The organism is Enteractinococcus fodinae (assembly GCF_031458395.1).
Taxonomy (GTDB): domain Bacteria; phylum Actinomycetota; class Actinomycetes; order Actinomycetales; family Micrococcaceae; genus Yaniella; species Yaniella fodinae.
Genome location: NZ_JAVDYJ010000001.1, coordinates 304,061 through 323,054, shown reverse-complemented (window position 1 = coordinate 323,054; position 18,994 = coordinate 304,061). Strand labels below are relative to the sequence as shown.

Annotated in this window: 16 protein-coding genes; 6 read left to right on the top strand and 10 right to left on the bottom strand. The window is 58.7% G+C overall.

Annotated features, from left to right (window positions below):
• Entirely contained in the window at positions 1–1,386 is a 1,386-nt protein-coding gene (locus tag J2S62_RS01485; protein ID WP_310170475.1) for an MFS transporter, read from the bottom strand.
• Between the two features lie 238 nt (positions 1,387–1,624).
• On the opposite strand from J2S62_RS01485, the gene J2S62_RS01480 reads away from it, so the two are divergent.
• Both J2S62_RS01480 and J2S62_RS01475 read left to right on the top strand, forming a co-directional pair.
• Positions 1,625–2,542 carry an Lrp/AsnC family transcriptional regulator gene (locus tag J2S62_RS01480; RefSeq protein WP_310170471.1) on the top strand — a complete coding sequence of 306 codons (918 nt, stop codon included), beginning with the start codon at positions 1,625–1,627 and terminating at the stop codon, positions 2,540–2,542.
• A gap of 103 nt (positions 2,543–2,645) precedes the next feature.
• A complete protein-coding gene (locus J2S62_RS01475; protein ID WP_310170469.1) occupies positions 2,646–4,589 on the top strand; it encodes a heavy metal translocating P-type ATPase in 1,944 nt (647 codons plus the stop codon).
• Here the strand turns inward: J2S62_RS01475 and J2S62_RS01470 are convergent.
• From J2S62_RS01470 to J2S62_RS01460, 3 genes are read right to left on the bottom strand one after another with little or no spacing between them, the layout of a single operon-like run.
• Entirely contained in the window at positions 4,584–5,564 is a 981-nt protein-coding gene (locus tag J2S62_RS01470; RefSeq protein WP_310170466.1) for an ArsA family ATPase, read from the bottom strand. The genes J2S62_RS01475 and J2S62_RS01470 overlap by 6 nt on opposite strands.
• A 13-nt stretch (positions 5,565–5,577) precedes the next feature.
• A complete protein-coding gene (locus J2S62_RS01465; protein WP_310170464.1) occupies positions 5,578–5,835 on the bottom strand; it encodes a cory-CC-star protein in 258 nt (85 codons plus the stop codon).
• A 6-nt stretch (positions 5,836–5,841) separates the two neighbouring features.
• Entirely contained in the window at positions 5,842–7,569 is a 1,728-nt protein-coding gene (locus J2S62_RS01460) for a carbon starvation CstA family protein (RefSeq protein ID WP_310170461.1), read from the bottom strand.
• A gap of 127 nt (positions 7,570–7,696) precedes the next feature.
• Here J2S62_RS01460 and J2S62_RS01455 point away from each other — a divergent pair, with 127 nt between their 5' ends.
• On the top strand, positions 7,697–9,064 hold the full coding sequence (locus J2S62_RS01455) for a DHA2 family efflux MFS transporter permease subunit (RefSeq protein ID WP_310170458.1): 1,368 nt from the start codon (positions 7,697–7,699) through the stop codon (positions 9,062–9,064).
• A 186-nt stretch (positions 9,065–9,250) separates the two neighbouring features.
• The gene (locus J2S62_RS01450; protein WP_310170455.1) at positions 9,251–11,071 is read left to right on the top strand and encodes an FAD-dependent oxidoreductase; all 1,821 of its coding nucleotides are present in this window, start codon (positions 9,251–9,253) and stop codon (positions 11,069–11,071) included.
• 73 nt (positions 11,072–11,144) lie between these two features.
• Here J2S62_RS01450 and J2S62_RS01445 read toward each other — a convergent pair whose 3' ends face one another.
• From J2S62_RS01445 to J2S62_RS01430, 4 genes are all read right to left on the bottom strand, one after another.
• Positions 11,145–11,498, bottom strand: coding sequence for a carboxymuconolactone decarboxylase family protein (locus J2S62_RS01445; RefSeq protein ID WP_310170453.1), 354 nt, complete (start codon positions 11,496–11,498; stop codon positions 11,145–11,147).
• A gap of 109 nt (positions 11,499–11,607) precedes the next feature.
• Entirely contained in the window at positions 11,608–12,747 is a 1,140-nt protein-coding gene (locus J2S62_RS01440; protein ID WP_310170450.1) for a glutathione-independent formaldehyde dehydrogenase, read from the bottom strand.
• Positions 12,748–12,770: 23 nt separating this feature from the next.
• A complete protein-coding gene (locus J2S62_RS01435; protein ID WP_310170448.1) occupies positions 12,771–13,199 on the bottom strand; it encodes a GlcG/HbpS family heme-binding protein in 429 nt (142 codons plus the stop codon).
• Between the two features lie 155 nt (positions 13,200–13,354).
• On the bottom strand, positions 13,355–13,921 hold the full coding sequence (locus J2S62_RS01430) for a nitroreductase family protein (protein WP_310170445.1): 567 nt from the start codon (positions 13,919–13,921) through the stop codon (positions 13,355–13,357).
• Positions 13,922–14,527: 606 nt separating this feature from the next.
• On the opposite strand from J2S62_RS01430, the gene J2S62_RS01425 reads away from it, so the two are divergent.
• Positions 14,528–14,983, top strand: coding sequence for a DUF3817 domain-containing protein (locus tag J2S62_RS01425; RefSeq protein ID WP_310170443.1), 456 nt, complete (start codon positions 14,528–14,530; stop codon positions 14,981–14,983).
• On the opposite strand, the gene J2S62_RS01420 is transcribed toward J2S62_RS01425, so the two are convergent.
• A complete protein-coding gene (locus J2S62_RS01420) occupies positions 14,984–15,637 on the bottom strand; it encodes a hypothetical protein (protein ID WP_310170441.1) in 654 nt (217 codons plus the stop codon).
• Between the two features lie 135 nt (positions 15,638–15,772).
• Between J2S62_RS01420 and J2S62_RS01415 the strand changes: the two genes are divergently transcribed.
• The gene (locus J2S62_RS01415) at positions 15,773–17,389 is read left to right on the top strand and encodes a hypothetical protein (protein WP_310170440.1); all 1,617 of its coding nucleotides are present in this window, start codon (positions 15,773–15,775) and stop codon (positions 17,387–17,389) included.
• A gap of 30 nt (positions 17,390–17,419) precedes the next feature.
• Here the strand turns inward: J2S62_RS01415 and J2S62_RS01410 are convergent, their stop codons facing one another.
• Positions 17,420–18,913 (bottom strand): SLC13 family permease, encoded by a 1,494-nt coding sequence (locus J2S62_RS01410; RefSeq protein ID WP_310170437.1) that lies wholly within the window; start codon positions 18,911–18,913, stop codon positions 17,420–17,422.
• Between the last annotated feature and the right edge of the window lie 81 nt (positions 18,914–18,994).

Here is an 18,994-nt window from a genome sequence, read left to right as displayed (position 1 = left end):
CTACGTTGTTTTCGAAGTCACGGATGCCGTAGCCCCGTTTTCCTCGTCATCGGTGTCAAAAACGTGGTCGCGAATCTGTGGCGCCAAGCTCAGACAAATCATGCTCAGGACCGCGAAGGCGATATACAGGACAATGACGCTCCAGATGTTTCCGGTCCAGTTGAACAGTGCGGTCGCTACCACCGGCGAAAAACCGGCGAAGATGGCGTTACCGAGATTGTAGGAGAACGAGAGGCTTGTTTGACGTGCTTCGGCGTTGAACATCTGGGACATGATGGATGCCATCGGTACCCATGTGCCGTTCATGAGCACACGGAAGACGGCGAACAAGATGAACATCAGTAATGCATTACTGGGATCCATGGTGAGGAACATGGGCGCGATGAGTAGCGATGTGGAAACAAGAGCGATAAACATCGTGCGTTTGCGGCCAATACGATCAGCGACGAGACCAATGAACAGCGATGAAATGAGCTCAGCTAACGCCGCGATGGAAAGGATATTCAAGAATAAATTGGCATCCATATTCACCCCGAAGGCAGGCTCGGTGGCGTAGGAGGTGGCGAATGTCGTCACGAGGTAGTACCCGCCGGTGGATACGGGGATCAAGCCCATGCCCAGCAGGATCGCCTTCCAGTTTTGACGCAGCGCTACTTTGAGCGGGAGTTCGTGGTTCAAGGGGTTGTCGCTAGCGTCAGCAATATCTTGCTGAAATACCGGGGTTTCTTCGACACGGAACCGAACCCAGAAGGCTACGCCAATGAGCACGACAGAGAGGAGGAATGGGATTCGCCATCCCCCGTTGAGGAGGAATTCGGTGCCATTGATTGTCAGCAGCGCGAAGATACCTGATGCCAGGAGCGCGCCCATAGGGTTGCCCATCTGGGGGAAGGCGCCGTAAAAGCCTTTGAACTTTTCTGGCGCGTTTTCAGTAGCCATGAGGACCGCACCGCCCCATTCTCCTCCGACCGCTATACCTTGCGCGGCACGCAGGATCACGAGCAGCACGGGGGCCAACGCGCCCGCCGTTTCATAGGTCGGCAGGAGACCTACCGCTACGGTAGCTCCACCCATGAGCAGGAGCGTGATAATGAGCGAGCGGCGGCGACCATACTTATCGCCGACGTGCCCGAAGATGATGCCTCCGATAGGACGAAACAGGAAGCCAACGGCGTAGGTGGCAAAGGAGAACAGCACGCCCAAAATGGGATCGGCTTCGGGGAAGAAGAGCGGACCGAAAACGATTGCCGCAGCGGTGGCAAAAATGTAGAAGTCATAGAATTCGATCGATGTACCAACAAAGGACGCCGAACCGGCCCGAAGGGCGCGTCGGTGGCTAAATGTCTGTCGTTGGGGACTGCCATTGGCTTTAGGAGTCTCGCTCATGTCCCTCACCTTTCTCATAGTCGTGCGTCACCAAATGCTAGATATGCTGAGGTGGCCTCGAAGTGTCTTGAACTATACAGTGACCTGAGGCACATGGTGAAGCAGATGCATCGTAGTCGTATGATGAAACCACGCTTATGCTGAGATATTGAACAAAAGCTCAGCCACTAAACCATTTTCTCGCGCTTGACGATCGAAGTGTTCAGAATTGGTGACAACTCGTTTTGAGGGGAGAATCGTGTCTTGGGAAGATATCGACGAACGTTTAGTTGAAGAACTCCGTCAGGACCCGCGGGTCAGCATTGTTTCGCTAGCGCAACGTCTCTATGTTCCACGCGCAGCAGTCTCCGAACGACTGCGCTATCTGACCTCACACGATTTGATCCGCGTGGTCGCGGCGGTGCATCCTGGATTCCTCGGGCTCAGCGTGATCGCGCACGTTTCTATTTCTACGAGCGGGCCTACCGAAGAAATCACCAGAATGTTGGTGGAGTGGGATAGCTGTGTGCTCGTTTCGATCACCGCCGGGGAGTATGATGTCGTGGCCGAACTGCGCGTAAGCACCCACCGTGAGCTCCAGAGAGAACTCGACCAGCTGCGCGCCCACCCAACCGTGGTGCGATGCAACACCGTGCTCTATACGGAGATCATTCAGGGGAACGTCGAACACGAGCAGCATGCCGATATCGGGGTCGATCAGGTAGATCGACAATTACTCTCGGCTCTCATCGACGACGGGCGCATGGGCTGGAAGGCGCTCGCGGAGAAGACCGGAAAATCACCGTCTGCTGTGCGAAACCGCGTACAGCGTCTCCTGGATGCTCGAATCGCTCAGATAGTCGTAGTACAGCAGCGCGGAAGTGGTAGTAACCAGGTGTCTGCCGGTGTCGGCGTGACCCTGCACGAGGATTCTCGCACCACGCTGGAACGCCTCATCACGATCGATGGGATCGAATTCGCCGCTGCCTGTATCGGTCGCTTCGATGCCGTGCTCACCGTACGGGGCAGTACCCCCATGGCGATCGAACGAAGTCTCGAGCGGGTCCGAGCTGACGCCGGAGTGCGCTCGCTTGTCACCTGGCTTCACCTACGATCGGCCAAGGTTGATTATGCCCGCATGGGAATGCTCACACACCCTGGAAACCCTACCCCGTGACGCGCCCGCTATCGACTTGCTAGCGCATCATCAGGGAGGCGGGTGGGAGCAACCGTTGTAATGTTTACGGAACGGCTGCGTTCAAGTATCAGAAGGGGACGAGATGACATCGGCATGCGGATGCGAGACATCAGCATCAACTATTGAATCTGAACAGCACACGCCCTGGTGGCAAGATCGAAGTATGCTCCTTCCAGCCGCCTCTGGTCTGGCTTTGCTCCTCGGATTACTCTTCGAATGGTTCACCTCAGGTACAGAAGTTATCGCCGAGGCATTGTTCTGGCTCTCTCTACTCTTCGGAGCCTCCCAGTTTGTGCCCGGGGCACTTCGCGGACTGTTCCGCTCGGGCCGTTTAGGCATTAGCTTACTGATGACGATCAGTGCTTTGGGCGCTGTCGTTCTGGGATTCCTCGAAGAGGCAGCAGCGCTAGCATTTCTATATTCCATTGTCGAGGCACTCGAAGACCGGGCGATGGATAAAGCTCGGTCTGGTCTGCGCTCGCTGCTGGCGCTTATTCCACCCACAGCAACCGTCGTGGAGCACGGAACACCCCGCAGCGTTGCTGCAGAATCCCTGGTCCCAGGGCAAGTACTTCGCCTGTCCGCCGGCGAACGGTTGGCAACCGATGGGGTGGTACGCGAAGGCACGAGTAGTCTTGACGTTTCGGCCATCACTGGCGAGTCCATCCCGGTCGCGGTCAAACCCGGTGACGAAGTACTGGCCGGCTCGATCAACACCTCCGGCGTTCTTGAGGTGGAAACCACCGCTGCCGGGACTGACAACTCTCTGACCACGGTGGTGGCGCTCGTCGAACAGGCGCAGCATGACAAAGGCGAACGTGCTCGAATTGCTGACCGCTTGGCCCGCCCGTTAGTGCCGGGAGTGTTGATCTTGGCGGTCTTGGTCGCCGTTGTTGGATCGTTGTTCGGCGATCCAACTGTGTGGATTGAACGGTCCTTAGTGGTATTAGTCGCGGCATCACCGTGCGCTCTGGCTATCTCAGTGCCCGTTACGGTCATTTCGGGAATCGGGGCGGCCAGCAAATTCGGTGTCGTCATTAAGTCCGGAGCAGCCTTTGAACGACTGGGCGAAATCCGCCATTTAGCGTGGGATAAGACTGGCACGTTGACCCGAAACGAACCTAGCGTCACGGAAGTGCTGACCGTTGGAGATACGACCCAAGCCGAGGTAATCCAACACGCAGCAGCACTCGAGGCCCACAGTAACCACCCGCTAGCAGCAGCAATCACTGCTGCAGCAAGCAATCCGCCGACAGCCCTTTACGTGCGTGAAACCGCCGGGCAGGGCATGACCGGTGTGCTTAACGGCGATGGAGTCGCTGTCGGTAGTCCAATTTGGCTCAGCCCAGGTATGTTAACGGAGCAAGTGGGCGCATTAGAAGAGCGCGGCATAACCGTGGTCATGGTCCATCGCAATGACAAGCCCATTGGCGCGATCGGGGTTCGCGACGAACTGCGGCCAGAAGCCGCCGGTGTTATCCGTGATCTGAGCGATGCTGGCTTCGGTACGACCATGCTGACCGGAGACAACACTCGGACCGCGAGCGCCTTGGCCGCCGAGGCCGGCATGAGCGACGTGCAAGCTGGCCTTCGCCCGGACGGCAAGGCCAAGGCAGTAACTGCACTGCGCGAGCGTGGTGCAGTAGCGATGATCGGTGACGGCATCAACGATGCCCCCGCTTTGGCCTCTGCGGATGTTGGGATCGCCATGGGGGCTAAAGGGGCCGATGCTGCCATTGAATCCGCAGATGTCGCGTTCACCGGCGAGGATCTGCGACTGATTCCGACGGCCCTGCACCATGCACGGAGGTCCCGCCGCATCATCACCCAGAATATTGTGTTGTCCCTGGCTATTATTGCAGTGCTCTTGCCACTGGCGATTACCGGTGTGCTGGGACTAGCCGCAGTGGTGCTGGTTCATGAGGGTGCCGAAGTGTTGGTCATCCTCAATGGACTGCGTGCCAGCCGCGCTGCGCGTCTCGATCATCGTCATCAGACAGTTCGCAAAGAGCTCGCGGCGTCATGACAGTTGCTCGGCCAGTTCCATCAGCGCGTCTGTGCCCACCAGGTCACGCAGCATCAATGGCACAATGTCCACGTCGACTTTTGGTAGTTGGGTGCGTAACCCGGCCATGTGGTGTTCTTCGCGCTCACGCCGGTCTGCGAGAAACTCCCCGGCATCGTTCGGTGAAACGCGGTTGATGACAAAACCGCCCACGTCGATTCCGGTTTTGCGGAGATTGTCGTAGAGCTCGATGGTTTCCAACACTGGCACCCGTTCCGGGATCAACACGATCACAAAGCTGGTGAGTTTCTTGTCAGTCAGCACATTGCGCATGGTCTCGAAGCGGGTTTTGCGTCGCAAGAGCATTTGCCGGATGCGCCGGTCTCGGTTCTCACCGCTGGCCGACTGCGGGTCGTCATCTCCATCGAGGGAACGGATCGCTGCGCCAAATTTTTCGGCTTTGGTGCGCCGGTTCAGCAGCCCTTCGGTCCAGAACGTCATGATCTCCGGTAAGGCCATCAGTCTGGCGGTGTGCCCGGTTGGTGCGGTATCGAAGACGACCAAATCGTAGTGTTGCAGACCGTCTTCAACGGTCAACGCAATCCGCTCGAGCATTGCAGATTCGTGTGTGCCCGGGGTTTGGGCGGCGAGCTCCAGGTGTTTGGTGACCTGCGGGTGAAGGTGTTCCGGCATGAAGTCGCGCAGGGTTTGGCCGACTTCTGCCAGGTATCGATCGATGGTGCGTTGCGGGTCGATTTCGATCCCGTGGACCGAGCCTGCCCCGTCGTTGGTACGGAATAGTTCAACGGGGTCGTCTCCGACGGGTTGTTCCCATAGGTGGCCCAGGTTATGGGCTGGGTCAGTGGAGACCAGTAGAACGTTGCGCCCGGTTTGGGCCTGGTGCAGTGCCGTGGCGGAGGCGGTGACGGTTTTGCCGACACCGCCCTTACCGCCTAAAAATAGCACTTTGCGGTCGGTGGCAAGCTTCAGCAGCATGTACACGCTTTCTCTAGCAACATTTGAACCCTTCGATGGGTGAATGGTCCAGGCCCTGGCGGGTGTGCCATTCGTGCATGCGGTCCAGCATTTCGGGTAGGAGTTCTAGCGTGACCCCGGAGGCCGGGTTGGGCACGCCGAGGGCTTCGGACAGGACCAGCATCATAAACAGGTCCTCTTCGTCGCGTTTGGCCCTCGCGAAGGTGCGCCGGTAGGGCGCGATGTAGAACTCGCGTAACCCAGCGCTGAAGCGGTGCCACCAACTGCTCATCGTCGACTATTTCCTAGGGGTACCGGCTGGCAGGAGTTCTTCTTCGGTTAGCGCTTCCTCGTCTTCGGGGTCTGGCTCCTGGTGTCTGGTACGAACCATGGCCAGTGCTGCTTCGATGAGCACCCAGACGGCGGCGATCAGCACGATGATATCGAGTACCAGCAGCAGCCAGTTGCCGTCGTTGTAGAACTGGCCCAGCTGGACAATCAGCGCGTAGATCGACACGAAGATGACGAACACCGCTGGGATGAGCACCGGCAGGAACGGGCGCCGTCTGCGCATCAGCATCACGGCCACAATCGACAGTGTCAGCGCTGCCAACAGCTGGTTCGTAGTACCAAACAGTGGCCAGATCAGCACACCACCGGAACCGTCGGCACCGGCGGAGAAGGTCAGCGCGATACAGATCCCCACGGCGATGGCCGTGGCCGTGTACATGTCGATTTTGACGTTGAAGGTCTGCCCGATTTCTTGGACGATATAGCGTTGCAGTCGCACCGCGGTGTCCATAGTGGTTGCGGCGAACAGGACCGCCATGGTGGCCAGAATGGTCGAGCTGAGTCCAGCTGGTAGGCCAAGCCCCTGGTTCACCATCGTCCCGCCGGCTTCGACAAAGACTTCGACCCCGCCACTGGAGAAGCTGTCGTACATTTCTTCCCACTCGGTCACGGTGCGGAAGGCTGCGGTGGTGACCAGGATGGTTCCCAGTGCCAGTAGGCCCTCGCCCACTGCCCCGAAATAGCCCACAAAGCGTGCGTCGCCTTCGCGGTCGATCTGTTTGGAAGTCGTGCCGGAGGATACGGTGCCGTGGAATCCGGAGATCGCACCACAGGCAATGGTCACGAACAGCAACGGCATCAACGACGGTGTGTCAGCCGGGACGTTGTTGTTGATGGCCGGGGCCACCACGGTTGGGGTGGCGATGGCTACCGAGACATATAGCAGGGCCAGCGCGATGAACAGTTGCAGGCCGTTGATGTAGTCACGCGGCTGCATCAGCACCCACACGGGAAGTAGGGAGGCGATCGCACCGTAGGCGAAGAGGATGATGATCCACCAGGTTGCTGGCGGCAGTCCGAGCAGTTCATCGGGGAAGGACAGTGGGAAGCGGTCGCCCAGCGGAATCAGAATGAATAGTGCGATCACGCCGACGACGGTCACGATTGGCAGATTCCAGTTCCAGCGGTATATGGCCTGCCCGACGAACAGTGCCACAATGAGTGCACCCCAGGTCGGGATGACCGCGGTTGGGGAATCGACTAACAGCCCCGAGGTCACGGTGGCGAAGGCTGCGATGACCATCATCAGCAGGAAGAAGATGACCACCAGAAATAGGTTGCGTCCGCGCGGACCGATGTAGCGGCCGGAGAGGGTTCCTAGGGATTGGCCTTTGTTGCGGGCTGAGGCCCACAGTGAGCCGAGGTCGTGCATCCCGGCGAAGAAAACGGTCCCAAAGACCACCCAGAGGAAGGCGGGTAGCCAACCCCAGATCACGGCGATGGCCGGACCAACAATCGGGGCCGCGCCAGCGACCGAGGTGAAGTGGTGGCCCCACAACACGAATCTATTGGTCGGCACGTAATCGGTGCCGTCATTGAATTGATGGGCGGGTGTTTTATACGCATCGTTGAGCTTGAACACCCGTTTTGAAAGATATTTTGAGTACAGGAAGTAACCGGCCAGCATGATACCCACGCCGATCACCGCCAATAACAGAGCGTTTGGGCCTTCCACGGCAAACTCCTCAAGGTGATGTGTTCTTATTGGCACATGATGTAAGTAACGCTAACAGCGTCTGACCTTAGGTGACCATAGGTATCGCACTTTGACCTACCGGGCACCCGGCCATAGCATGACCACAGTGTGGAAAGCCCTCGGCGCCCTCTGTGTGGGCCTCTTTATTACGTTGTTGGATCAGTCCCTGGTTGCCGTTGCGCTGCCACAAATCACCGAAGACTTAGGTGCCTCGGTCAATCAGGCCGTGTGGGTCTCAGCGATCTACTTACTGACCTTTGCCGTGCCATTATTGGTCACGGGCCGCCTAGGCGATCGCTTCGGACAGCGCAACGTCTACCTGGTGGGCATGGCCGTCTTCACCCTGGCTGCCACAGCCTGCGCATTCGCTCCCACGATTGAATGGCTCATCTTCGCTCGTGCCGTTCAAGGATTGGGCGCATCGCTGTTGAACCCCCAACCACTGAGTGTCATTAACCGGATCTTCCCGGCGACCAAACGCGGCGCGGCCATGGGTGTGTGGTCTGCGGTTGCTAGCTCATCGGGCCTCTTCGGACCGGTGGTCGGTGGCCTGCTGGTCGGGTGGATTAGCTGGCGTTCGGTCTTCTTCCTCTACATTCCCTTCGGCCTGCTCGCATTCATCCTGGTGGCCCTGTGGGTTCCGAAACTCCCCACCGCGGTTTCCCGTATTGATCCTGCGAGCGCGGCCCTATCGCTGATCGCAGTATTAGCGATTGTCGTGACCCTGCAGCAGGGACCAGAACTCGGCTGGCCGCTGTGGTTATTCGGCGTGCTGGCCGCCGGGCTGGTCGCGCTCGCCGTGTTTATTTGGTTGCAACACCGGGCACAACGGCGCGGTCAGGATGCCCTGGTGCCACCGAAGCTCTTTTCGTTCAATAACTTCCGGTGGGGCGCCATCTCCGTCTCCACCCTAGGCTTTGCGGTGTACTCGATGAATCTGCCGATCATGCTCTATCTGCAGCTTGGTGCAGGGCTATCCGCGCAGGCTGCAGGCTTACTGATGCTGCCAATGGCTGCGGTCTCCGTGGTCAGCGCTCCCCTGTTGGGTCGGCTCACCGACCGACTCCCACCCGGGCGGATCTCGAAGTTCGGGTTGACTTCGATGATGACCTCGATGGCGCTGTTTGCCATCTTGATCGCCACCGAGGTCCCCGTAGGCTGGCTGGCCATTCCATTGGTGTTCCAAGGTGCAGCCAATGCGATGAGCTGGTCGGCAAACTCCGCGATTTCGATGCGCCAGTTGCCGCCAGAACTGGTCGGTGCCGGCTCGGGTGTCTATAACACCTCGCGCCAGGTGGGTGCCGTGGTTGGTGCGGCCGCGCTGGGCGCGATGATGCAGATCAACCTGCAGTTCTTCGAATTCTCGGTCGCGATGGGATTGTCGCTGGTGCTGCACGTCGTCGTACTAGGCATCGGGCTGTTTGCGGTGTCGCACTTCCGCCAAGATCTACTTCAGAAAGAACCTGCAGCCTGAGGTTCGGTGCGTCGTTATCCAACTGGCGAATTTTTCACACACAACCGATTGAGTTGTTAGCCTGGAAAATAGAGCACCTCATGAAATGCAACAAAATATGCTTGGTCCGAGATGGTGCAGCGCTGATGTGAAACCTTTGTGGGTTGCCCCTGCAGCATCTCAGGCAAGCAGGTTAGGAGCGCACGCATGACAAACCAAGCTCAAGGATCTATCGGGACGGTCACCGTACGCGGGTTACCCGATGAGGTCGATCTCGCGATCATCGGATCCGGCGGGGCCGGGCTCATGGCTGGCCTGACCGCCGCAAAAGAAGGCGCCCGCGTGCTGATTGTCGAATCCATGCCCATTGTCGGTGGCGCCACCGGGATCTCGGCCGGAGCGGCCTGGATCCCCGCACACGGCTTTGCGAAGAAAGCTCTTGGCGTGCACGACAGTTTAGATCAGGCTCGCCGCTACATTTACGCCGAAGATCGCGATCAAAAGCTCGACCCCGACATGGTCGAGGCCTTCCTGCACAACGGGCCCAAAGTCGCCCGTTACATCGAAGAACACACGAACTTCGGCTGGATCCCAGCGATCTGGCCCGATTACCGGTCAGATATCCCCGGCGCCTCCGTGGGTCGCGCGTTGTTCCCCGGGCCCTATAACCCAGACGGTCTTGGCGAGGCCGCACAGTTTGTCCGTCCCGCACTGACCACCGGCATGGCAAAGAACCCCATGCCCTTCTGGTTACTCGGAGGTGTCAGCAGTGATGATGTGTGGATTGCCGGCCCGGCACTGGTCGGCGCGCTGCTGGAAGCCAACCTGCGCAACGGCGTCGACGTCCGTGTCTCGGCACCCGCCACCGGCCTGATCACCGAAGGATCACGCGTCACCGGTCTGACTGTTGAACACGATGGCAAGGAACACTCGGTTCGCACGACCCGTGGTGTGTTGATCGCCAGCGGTGGTTTCGAATCTGCTGAAGACAAGACCACACAACATCTCGGCGCCCCAATGGGCACCCACGTCTCGCCCCGCGGCCACAACGGCATCGCGCTACAACTGGCCGACGAAATCGGTGCTGAACTGACCTCGATGGAGGACGCCTGGTGGATGCCGGGTGTGCAGATCCCTGGTGAAACTTTGGACGGCAAACCGCTGAGCCGACTGCTCCTGGGTGAGCGTTCACTGCCGCACAGCATTATCGTCAACGCCGCAGGCAAGCGCTTCACGAACGAAGCCGAGTCCTATGACAAATTCGGTGCTGCAATGCGCCAGGTCGACCCGGCCACCGGAGACATGCCGAACGACCCGGCATGGTTCGTGTTCGATCAGAACTTCTGGGAGAAATTCGGTCTGTTTGGTGTGACCCCGGGCGGTGACGTGCCCGAATACGTTTATCAGGCCGATAGCCTGTCCGAGCTTGCCGAGCAGATTGATGTGGATCCAGTCGGCCTGTTGCGCACGGTAGATGAGTTCAACCCCGAAGCCGTCCAAGGTCGTGACCCGTGGTTCAACCGCGGTGAGACGCTGTTCGATCGGTACTTCGGTGCCTTCAACCCGCGCATGGGTGAGGCTGCCCCAGATGCCCAGGCGCCAGCCGCCACGGCCAAAGCACGGGCTACCATTGCCAAACTCATCGGTCCGATCGCGTCCAAAGGTGCCGGTTTCGTTGCCGGACGTCTCAATCCGGACACCCTGCGTTCGATGATCGTTGGGCCACTGACCAAGATTATGCGCCCGGTATTGAAGAGCCCGCAGTCCTCGACGCTTGGACCCATCAATAAGGGCCCGTTCTACGCGATCAAAGTGCACTCGAGTGCACTGGGTACCGTGGGCGGACCCAAGACCGATGCCCAAGGTCGCGTGCTGAGCACCAACGGAGACGTGGTCCCCGGCTTGTTCGCCGCCGGGAATGCCGGTGGGGCTCCTCTGGGTGGCTTCTATGGCGGGGCTGGTGGCACCATCTCACTGGGGTTGGTGTTTGGTCATCTGGCTGGCCGGACCGCTGCTGTCGGTTCATAAACCCGGACGCTTGCACGACAACGGCCACTTGAGCAGAGCTCTGCTCAAGTGGCCGTGCTTTTCCGGTTGGAGCTTACTGTTCGCTTTGGCCTGTATCGTTTTCGTCTTGGAAGTATTTCATGGCCATCCACCCGTGCGTCATCGCACCGCCGGCGCGCATTGCCATGGCAACCATGACCGCTTCCGACAGTTCGGCTTCGGTCGCTCCGGCTTTGGCAGCGGCCCGGGAGTGGATCTCAATGCAGTGCGGGCACTGGGTGGTCGCGGCGACCCCGATGGCAATCAGTTCGCGGGTCTTTTTCGATAGCTCGTGGCCTTCTTCGGCGAAGACTTGCTGATCCCACTCAACGAACTTGGCGAAATCATCCGGGGCACCTTTGCGGAGGTTGCGGCCGAACTTACTGTCTTTTGAATCGTAGTGCTGCATAGGTGTCCTTTCGTAGACGTTGCGGTGTTCTTTGTGACGTACAGAAACGGCTCCTGAGCCGAACAGTGTTGCTCGGCTCAGGAGCCGTTGGGTTTATGGCACGAGGCGCTTAGCGTCCTGGCTGAAGTAGCACTTTGGAGTAGCCTTCTTCACGCTTGTCGAAACGCTCGTAGGCATCCGGTGCGTCTTCCAGTGGCAGTTCCTTGGAGACAATGAACCCGGGTTTGGCCCGACCAGCGATAATCAGGTCGCGCAGCGTATGCGCATACTGTTTCGCGTCGGCCTGTCCGGTGCCCATGGTCTGGCCTTTTTCGAAGAACTTGCCAACCTTGAATAGCAGCTCGCCTTTTGCCGAGTGTTCATCAGGGGCGCCCGGGTCCGATGGGACATACAGTCCAATGATGCCCAATCCTCCGGTGGCTTTGACGGTGCCCACCAGCTGGTTGAGTACCACTGCTGGTTGTTCTTCGCCGTCGGCTGCGGTCGCTTGGTACCCGACAGCATCGATACCGCGATCGACACCGTAGTCTTGGACGGCGTCGTGGATTTGTTCGACCGGGTCGCCGTCGTCGAAGTTGATCGGCTCGGCCCCCATGTCTTTGACAATATCCAGCCGGTTGGCGACGTTATCGACCACAAACACACGGCTGGCGCCTTTGAGCTGTGCAGAGTAAGCGGCCATGATGCCGACCGGTCCTGCACCGTAGACCGCGACGGTGTCGCCTGGGCGTACCCCGGCGAGTTCGGTCGAGTGGTAGCCGGTTGGGAAGATATCGGCCAGCAGCGCGAAGTCTTTTTCGTGTTCGGTGCCCTCTGGCAGTGGCACACAGTTGTAGTCCGCGAACGGCACGCGCAGGTATTCAGCCTGGCCACCCGCATACGGGCCCATTCCGACGTACCCGTAGGCACCGCCAGCGAAACCGTCGACGTTGACGGTTAGGCAGAACGCGGATTTTCCTTTGCGGCAGTTATCACAGAAGCCACAGGCAACGTTGAAGGGCATCACGACGCGGTCGCCTTTCTTGACGACGTGTACCCCGTCGCCGACTTCTTCCACGATGCCCATATTCTCGTGGCCGAACGTAATACCCGGTTCAGCGTCGGTGCGGCCTTCGTACATGTGGAGGTCCGAACCACAGATCGCGGTCGAGGTGATACGAACGATCACGTCGGTCGGGTCTTGGATTTTGGGGTCCTCGACTTCTTCGACGGCGACTTCAAATGGTCCTTTATAAACAACAGCTTTCAATGTTCACTCCTCATCCTGGGGTGTTACTTGACTGCAGATTCGAGGGCTGCCACGCCTGCTTCGGCCACGATTTGATCATTATCGACGGTCGATCCGCTGACCCCGATCGCACCGATGATGGTGCCGTCGTCGAGTTTCAGCGGGATGCCGCCCGGGAAGGTGATCAGGCCGTCATTGGAGAATTCCATGTGATACAGCGGTTTGCCGGGCTGCACCATGGGTGATAGTGCGCCGGTTTCCATATCGAAATACCGTGCGGTGCGGGCTTTTTTGATGGAGATGTCGATGCTGCCCAGCCAGGCACCGTCCATGCGATGAAATGCTTTGAGATTGGCACCCGCGTCGACGACTGCCACGTTCATTTTCAGTTCGAGCTCTTCGGCCCGGCGCAGTGCTGCGTCGGCCACGGTTTGGGCCAGTTGTAGGGAAATGTCTGAGGTGTTGCTGGTCAAAATGCCACTCCTTCGTCAGATGTTTCGGGTGCGGTCGACCAGACGTTTGCGAGGTGTCGCGCTGCATTGGACAACGCCGTGCCCGCGAACGCCTCATATCCCATTGTGGTGGGTGAACAGACTTTCCGAAAGGGGTGGCAGGTTCGCGTGGAGCCTTAGAGTCCCGGAGTGAGGTGCTCATCGATTTTGAGCGGTTTGCGTGGCTTGGGTTTCTTCTGGGTCTCAGGCACGCCGCCGACGTAGATCCAGCCCAGCAGTTCTTCACCGTCGGCAAGCTTATGAGCTTTGCGCATGGTCTTGGAGCGGGTGCCGTCGCCCGTGCGCCACATGGTGCCCCAGCCTGCTTCGGCCAGTAGCAGCGTCAGGTAGTGCGCGACCCCAGAGGCCACGGCTTCTTGTTCCCAATAGGGCACTTTCTTGGATTTTTGTGGTGACACAACAATGGCCAGCACCAAGGGTGCCCGAGTGGCCTTGGCGATGCCTTTTTCAGTACTCATGTCGCGGGTCTTGGCCATGGCACGGCCCAGTACTTCACGGTCGTCGCCGCGCAGTTCGATGACGCGCCACGGGCGCAACCGGGAATGATCCGGCACGCTATTGAGCACGCTCATCAAGTCGCGGAGTTCCTCGTGGGTGGGTGCCTCATCGGTGACTTTTGACTGCGAGGCACGGTTGGCCATCGCCTGGAACACTGGGCCCTGTGAAGAAGTATCGCGGGTCATAGTCCCCACTGTACTGGAAGTGTAATCAGCGTCATGAGTCCTTTGCGTTACCAGGGTTGCCTACTGGCATTAACCGTGAAGACCTCCGGTTCGTGGCGAGGGTGGTAACCCCACCAGCCGACCGGAGGTCTTCTGTCGAGAATTGGAGCTATTTACAGCGCTGAGAAAATGAAAATCAACAGCGCGATGATCGCTAGAACACCAACGATCGTCCAGATTAAACCACTTCCGCGCATGATATCTCCCTTTCGTGAAACCTCTTGGGTTTCGGTCGACTATATGGAGCTCAGGTCTTGAGCTTGGTCCCATAATAACTACCCTCGGCTCCAATGGCTTCGGTCGAGGAACGCTGTTTTAAAAATCAACGAAATGGGTGTTGGCCGTTATCAGCGCCGATCTCGGCGCAGAAGAAGACCTTGTGTAGCAAACATCACTCTTTCATTCAAGATCGTTGGCCGGTTGGCCTCCACCACGTCGTAGCAGATGCTGGTTCGCCGATGTCCCCTCTGCGCATGAAATGAGCCGCTCGCTTGGTCTCCCATAAGGTCGATCGGCTACAGTAATCACGGCCCTGTTTATCGTGTTTCCAACCGACCGAGGACGTGCATGTTCGCTACACCGCGCAAGTTTTTCCGCTTCTTTGCCATCGCGGAGGTGATTTCCTGGACGTTGCTGATCGGCGGGATCATCTTACGGGCCACTCAGGGCTGGGACCTGGCCGTAACCATCGGCGGCGGAATCCACGGGTTCGTGTTCCTGGCGTATGCGCTGACTGCTGTATTGATGTCGAAGAATCAACGCTGGGCCGCCGGACCGTCGGCAATTGCCATTGTCAGTGCCGCGATCCCCTATGCGACCATCCCGGTAGATATATGGTTGCACCGTACCGGTCGACTCGAAGGCGACTGGCGCCGGTTGGCCACCGATGATCCACGGGATCAGGCCTGGCACGATCGGTTACTGCGCTGGATTATCAACCACCCGGTACTCAGCATCCTCATCGGGCTGGCTGCGGTGGTCGTGATGTACATCGCGCTGCTGCTAATGGGCCCACCGGTCTAATTAGTCGAACCAGCCGGTTTCCATATCAATGAGCCAGTGATTCCGCAGTGTTAGGGCACGTTCCATGGCGGCGAGAATAGTCAGAACCATGGCCGGTGTCGTCGCCCAGTTAGGCAACTGGATCGGGGACGTAAATGGGTCAACAAATTGCTGAACCCATTCCGTGTGGGTCAAGATTTCGGCTAATTGCAGCACACTAAATGGCAGTAACATCAATAAAATCGTAACCGCGAGCACAGCTATCAGTTTACTCACCAAGGGCGCGCGGGCAGCGAGTCTGGCACGCATACCTTCCGCGCTGGCGGGATCAGGTTTGAGCACGCGCGCTGTGCCCTTGTCATCAACGTAGTGCATGCGTTTCAACCCGTAGGTGGTCGCGGCTACCTCGATAGTGCCGCCCTCGACCGGGAAAGCCGCCGGTAGTTTAGATCGCGCGTGATGGACGCCATTAAGATACAAGTCGGCTCCATCTTCCCATTCGAAGTAATTCACCTCGACCGCATAGAGCCGCTGTTTACCCTCTGGGGTTTCTAATGGCGCATAGAACAGCGACCGGGCCAGTCCTTGCCAGACACGGAAAGGCTTCAATGGTCGACCGTCACCGGGCTGAACTTCGTGTTTTTTGCGGCCAAACCACCATTCACCAGAACCCATCGTGCGCTTTCTGCTCCCTAACGTCCTATAAGTCTTAGGGTACTGGAGCACTCGGCGGAGGTAGGAAGGCCTCCGCTTCGGATTGTACGATGGCCCCATAGAGCTGGCCGTGTGCAATGGAAGGGACGTGGAATCATGCCGGGCGCTCGAGCGATGAACCGCACCGATCGCCTAGCCCAGCCAGCTGCCCAGCCCTTGAGCTGGTTGCGTATGTGGCCGCTGGCTGCTCTCACCGTAGCCGTTATGTTGCTGATGGGTACGGGGGTGCTTCCCGACTGGCCAGGACTGGTACATCTCGTCGCCCTCCCACCGCTGGATCTCTACACAGACCTGCGACTCATCGTTGTGCAGGCAACGTCCTGGCCCGTCGCTCTCCTGACACTGCTGGGGATCGTGGCCGTGCGCGTCACGATGATTGCTTATATCGTCGGTGCTGTTACCCGTCGCAACCTCGGTCTGGCTGTCCGTTTTTACGGTGTGGTCAGCTTCCCGCTGTTAGTTGCAGCCTTCTTCATGGGTGTTGCCTCCGCAATGCCGGTCGCCCGATTTTTCTGGGGTGCTCTTGCGATCGTAGCTCTCACGGCAGTTTTGACGATGGCTTTACCCTGGCATGGGAGCGTCCGGTTGCGCAGTGCGTTTCGTAGAAACTGGCGTCAAGGCCTGCGTTTGGAAATCGTCTTGGGATATCTTTTCGCAGTGACCGGTATCGGGACTGTCGCGGTGCTCTTTCCGGAGATCACTATTTGGCTGGTGCCGGTATCCGGTCTTGCCACCGCGCTCGCGCTGCGCGGGTTCAGTCACCCGCCGGTTGAACGGCCAGGCCTACTGATCTCGGTGGCGGCTGCTGCGCTTTTCTTGGTGGGCACCGCCGTGGTGTTGCCACGCTTTAGTGACCCCGAGGTGCCGACACCGCCGCAGCGAGACGGTGCGCTGATGCTCATGGGTGGCATCGTGACCTCATCGGGCGGGGGCAACATGGCCCGCAGCGACCCTGCACAGCTTGGCTACACCTGTGAGCAGACCTATTACTTCTCCTATAAGGGTCCTGGCGATGGGCAACCACAGAATGATGCCCTGTGTCCCATCACCACGGGTGCACCCTACGAGGCTGAACACACCCAACAACCGCTGGAGTACCAGGTTGAAGCTTTCGTCGAGCAGGTCCCAGCGCTTCCTCGGCCGCTGGTAGTCGCAGGACATTCGCATGCTATTTGGGTGGCTTGGGAAGCACTTGCTCGAGGTGATGCGCACGTTGATGCACTGATCTTGGTTGGGGCGCTGCCCGACAGTGTGGTCGGCTATCGCCCGCCGGGCGAAAACGGACCGGGTCGCGTCCTGGGCGATTTATTGCGACTGGTAGCGCCCTTGGCTCAGTGGGCGGATTTCGAATTCCAGCCCGATATGCCAGCAGCGCTGCACCTACAGGGCACACCGAACTCCTCGCGGGATATCCTGGCCCAAGAACTCCCCGACGAGGTCGAGGTCTTGAGCGTCACGACGGCCGGTGACCTCCCCTTGATGCCCGGTGGGTGGCAATTAGATGTTGAACGTAATGCCTGCCCGATTCGTTCCTCGCACACCGAGTTGCCCTTGGATGCGGTTTATGCCAAAGAGGTCAATCGATTCTTGGATGGGCGGCCGGCCAGAGATTGCCCGGTATGGCGCGACTGGGGCGCGTACTTGACCGAAGCCTTTGGCGCGCCACCCAGCAGTGCCGGTCAGGATATCAGTGCTGCAGCACGCTCCAGGTAGCCGGGTTTAGCGCCGCGAGCGCGTTGTAGTTCAGACCCCGCTGAGTACGACAGGCTGCCAGAACAGAATGAATAATGAAGCGAGGGTGATGGCAGTGATATTCATCCAGAAACCCGCTTTGATCATGTCGTCCATGGTGATGTGGCCGGAGCTGAACACCGCCGCGTTAGGGGGTGTGGCCACCGGTAGCATGAAGGCACAACTGGAGCTGATAGCCACCAGGGCCATGATCGAGTAGGGGTCGACACCCATCGCCAATGCCATGCCGGCAGCTACCGGAATCAACATATTGGATACTGCGGTGTTGGACATGATCTCGGTCATGAACAAAATGATGGCGGCGAGCGCAATGATGATCAGGGCGTATGGAAGAACATCTAGCCCCTCCAGCAGATCCCCGAACCAACTGGTGAGGTCTGAGTCCTCAAAGGCGGCAGCTAAAGACAGGCCACCGCCGAAGAGCAACAGAATCCCCCACGGCAGGTCTATGAGGTCCTGCCATACTAGCACGCCACCCCCACCCTCGCGTTCGCGTGCGGGGATCAGAAACATGATCGCGGCGCCCAATATGGAGATCGTTGTATCGCTGAGGCGGAACTCTTCGGGGATAAACCCGCTGGAGATCCACAGCGTGCCGACAGTGGCGAACACAGCCAAGACCACTTTTTCTTCGTAACTAATGGGCCCGAGCTTCTTCAGCTCTTCCTTGACAAAATCTGGTGGGGTATCCACCTGCATCGAGACTTTGAACAGGACGCGGGTAAACAACAGGTATAACACCAGCAGCATCATCAGGGTCATCGGCCCGGCGAAGAGCATCCACGAAGCAAAGGTGACTTCTTGGTCGAGAAGGATGGACGCTTGGGCAGCAAAGACAGCGTTCGGTACCGAACCGATGAGCGTTGCCAGGCCTCCTATGGTTGAAGCATAGGCAATGGACAGCATCAATCCGGTAGCAAACCGCTTGAACGATTTCTCATCATAGAGCTCGCGCTCGCGGACTTCCTCGACCAGTGCCAGGCCGATGGGCAGCATCATCAGAGCAGTCGCTGCGTTTGATATCCACATGGACAGGAATGCGCATGCCAGTATGACGCCCAGCATGATGCGTGAACCGCTCGTACCCACCATCTGAATGATGGTCATGGCGATACGTCGATGCAGACCCCAGCGTTGGATGGCCATCGCAATGATGAACCCGCCCAGGTACATGAAGACAATGGGGTCGCCGTAGGCGGTAGTCGCAGTCTCTTGGTCTGTTCCCCCGGTCACCGGCAGCAAGATGATCGGTAACAGCGACGTCGCCGGGATCGGAATCGGCTCGGTGATCCACCAGGTCCCTACCCACAGGGTGACCGCTAGGACTGCACGCGGGGCGTCTTCGAGGTCTGTGATAGCGGGGATGAAGAAGAAAACCGCAAAGAGAAGGGGGCCCAGGACCAGCCCAATACGCTGCTTCGTTACGGGTCCCCGTGAGGAGCTCTGGGTATCCTCCGCCGGGTCTTCCGCTTGCTCACCCCTCATACACCTCAGTGTGCCAGAGCTCACAGAGCGGAAACAATGCTCAGACTACAAAGTGCATGGGAGACGGAACCCAAAGGGCAC

What these genes read in the sequence shown, in the direction of transcription:
- J2S62_RS01485 (WP_310170475.1), bottom strand. Translation starts at nt 1,386, where the DNA reads ATGAGCGAGACTCCTAAAGCCAATGGCAGTCCCCAACGACAGACATTT.
- J2S62_RS01475 (WP_310170469.1), top strand. Translation starts at nt 2,646, where the DNA reads ATGACATCGGCATGCGGATGCGAGACATCAGCATCAACTATTGAATCT.
- J2S62_RS01470 (WP_310170466.1), bottom strand. Translation starts at nt 5,564, where the DNA reads ATGCTGCTGAAGCTTGCCACCGACCGCAAAGTGCTATTTTTAGGCGGT.
- J2S62_RS01465 (WP_310170464.1), bottom strand. Translation starts at nt 5,835, where the DNA reads ATGAGCAGTTGGTGGCACCGCTTCAGCGCTGGGTTACGCGAGTTCTAC.
- J2S62_RS01450 (WP_310170455.1), top strand. Translation starts at nt 9,251, where the DNA reads ATGACAAACCAAGCTCAAGGATCTATCGGGACGGTCACCGTACGCGGG.
- J2S62_RS01445 (WP_310170453.1), bottom strand. Translation starts at nt 11,498, where the DNA reads ATGCAGCACTACGATTCAAAAGACAGTAAGTTCGGCCGCAACCTCCGC.
- J2S62_RS01430 (WP_310170445.1), bottom strand. Translation starts at nt 13,921, where the DNA reads ATGACCCGCGATACTTCTTCACAGGGCCCAGTGTTCCAGGCGATGGCC.
- J2S62_RS01425 (WP_310170443.1), top strand. Translation starts at nt 14,528, where the DNA reads ATGTTCGCTACACCGCGCAAGTTTTTCCGCTTCTTTGCCATCGCGGAG.
- J2S62_RS01420 (WP_310170441.1), bottom strand. Translation starts at nt 15,637, where the DNA reads ATGGGTTCTGGTGAATGGTGGTTTGGCCGCAAAAAACACGAAGTTCAG.
- J2S62_RS01415 (WP_310170440.1), top strand. Translation starts at nt 15,773, where the DNA reads ATGCCGGGCGCTCGAGCGATGAACCGCACCGATCGCCTAGCCCAGCCA.
- J2S62_RS01410 (WP_310170437.1), bottom strand. Translation starts at nt 18,913, where the DNA reads ATGAGGGGTGAGCAAGCGGAAGACCCGGCGGAGGATACCCAGAGCTCC.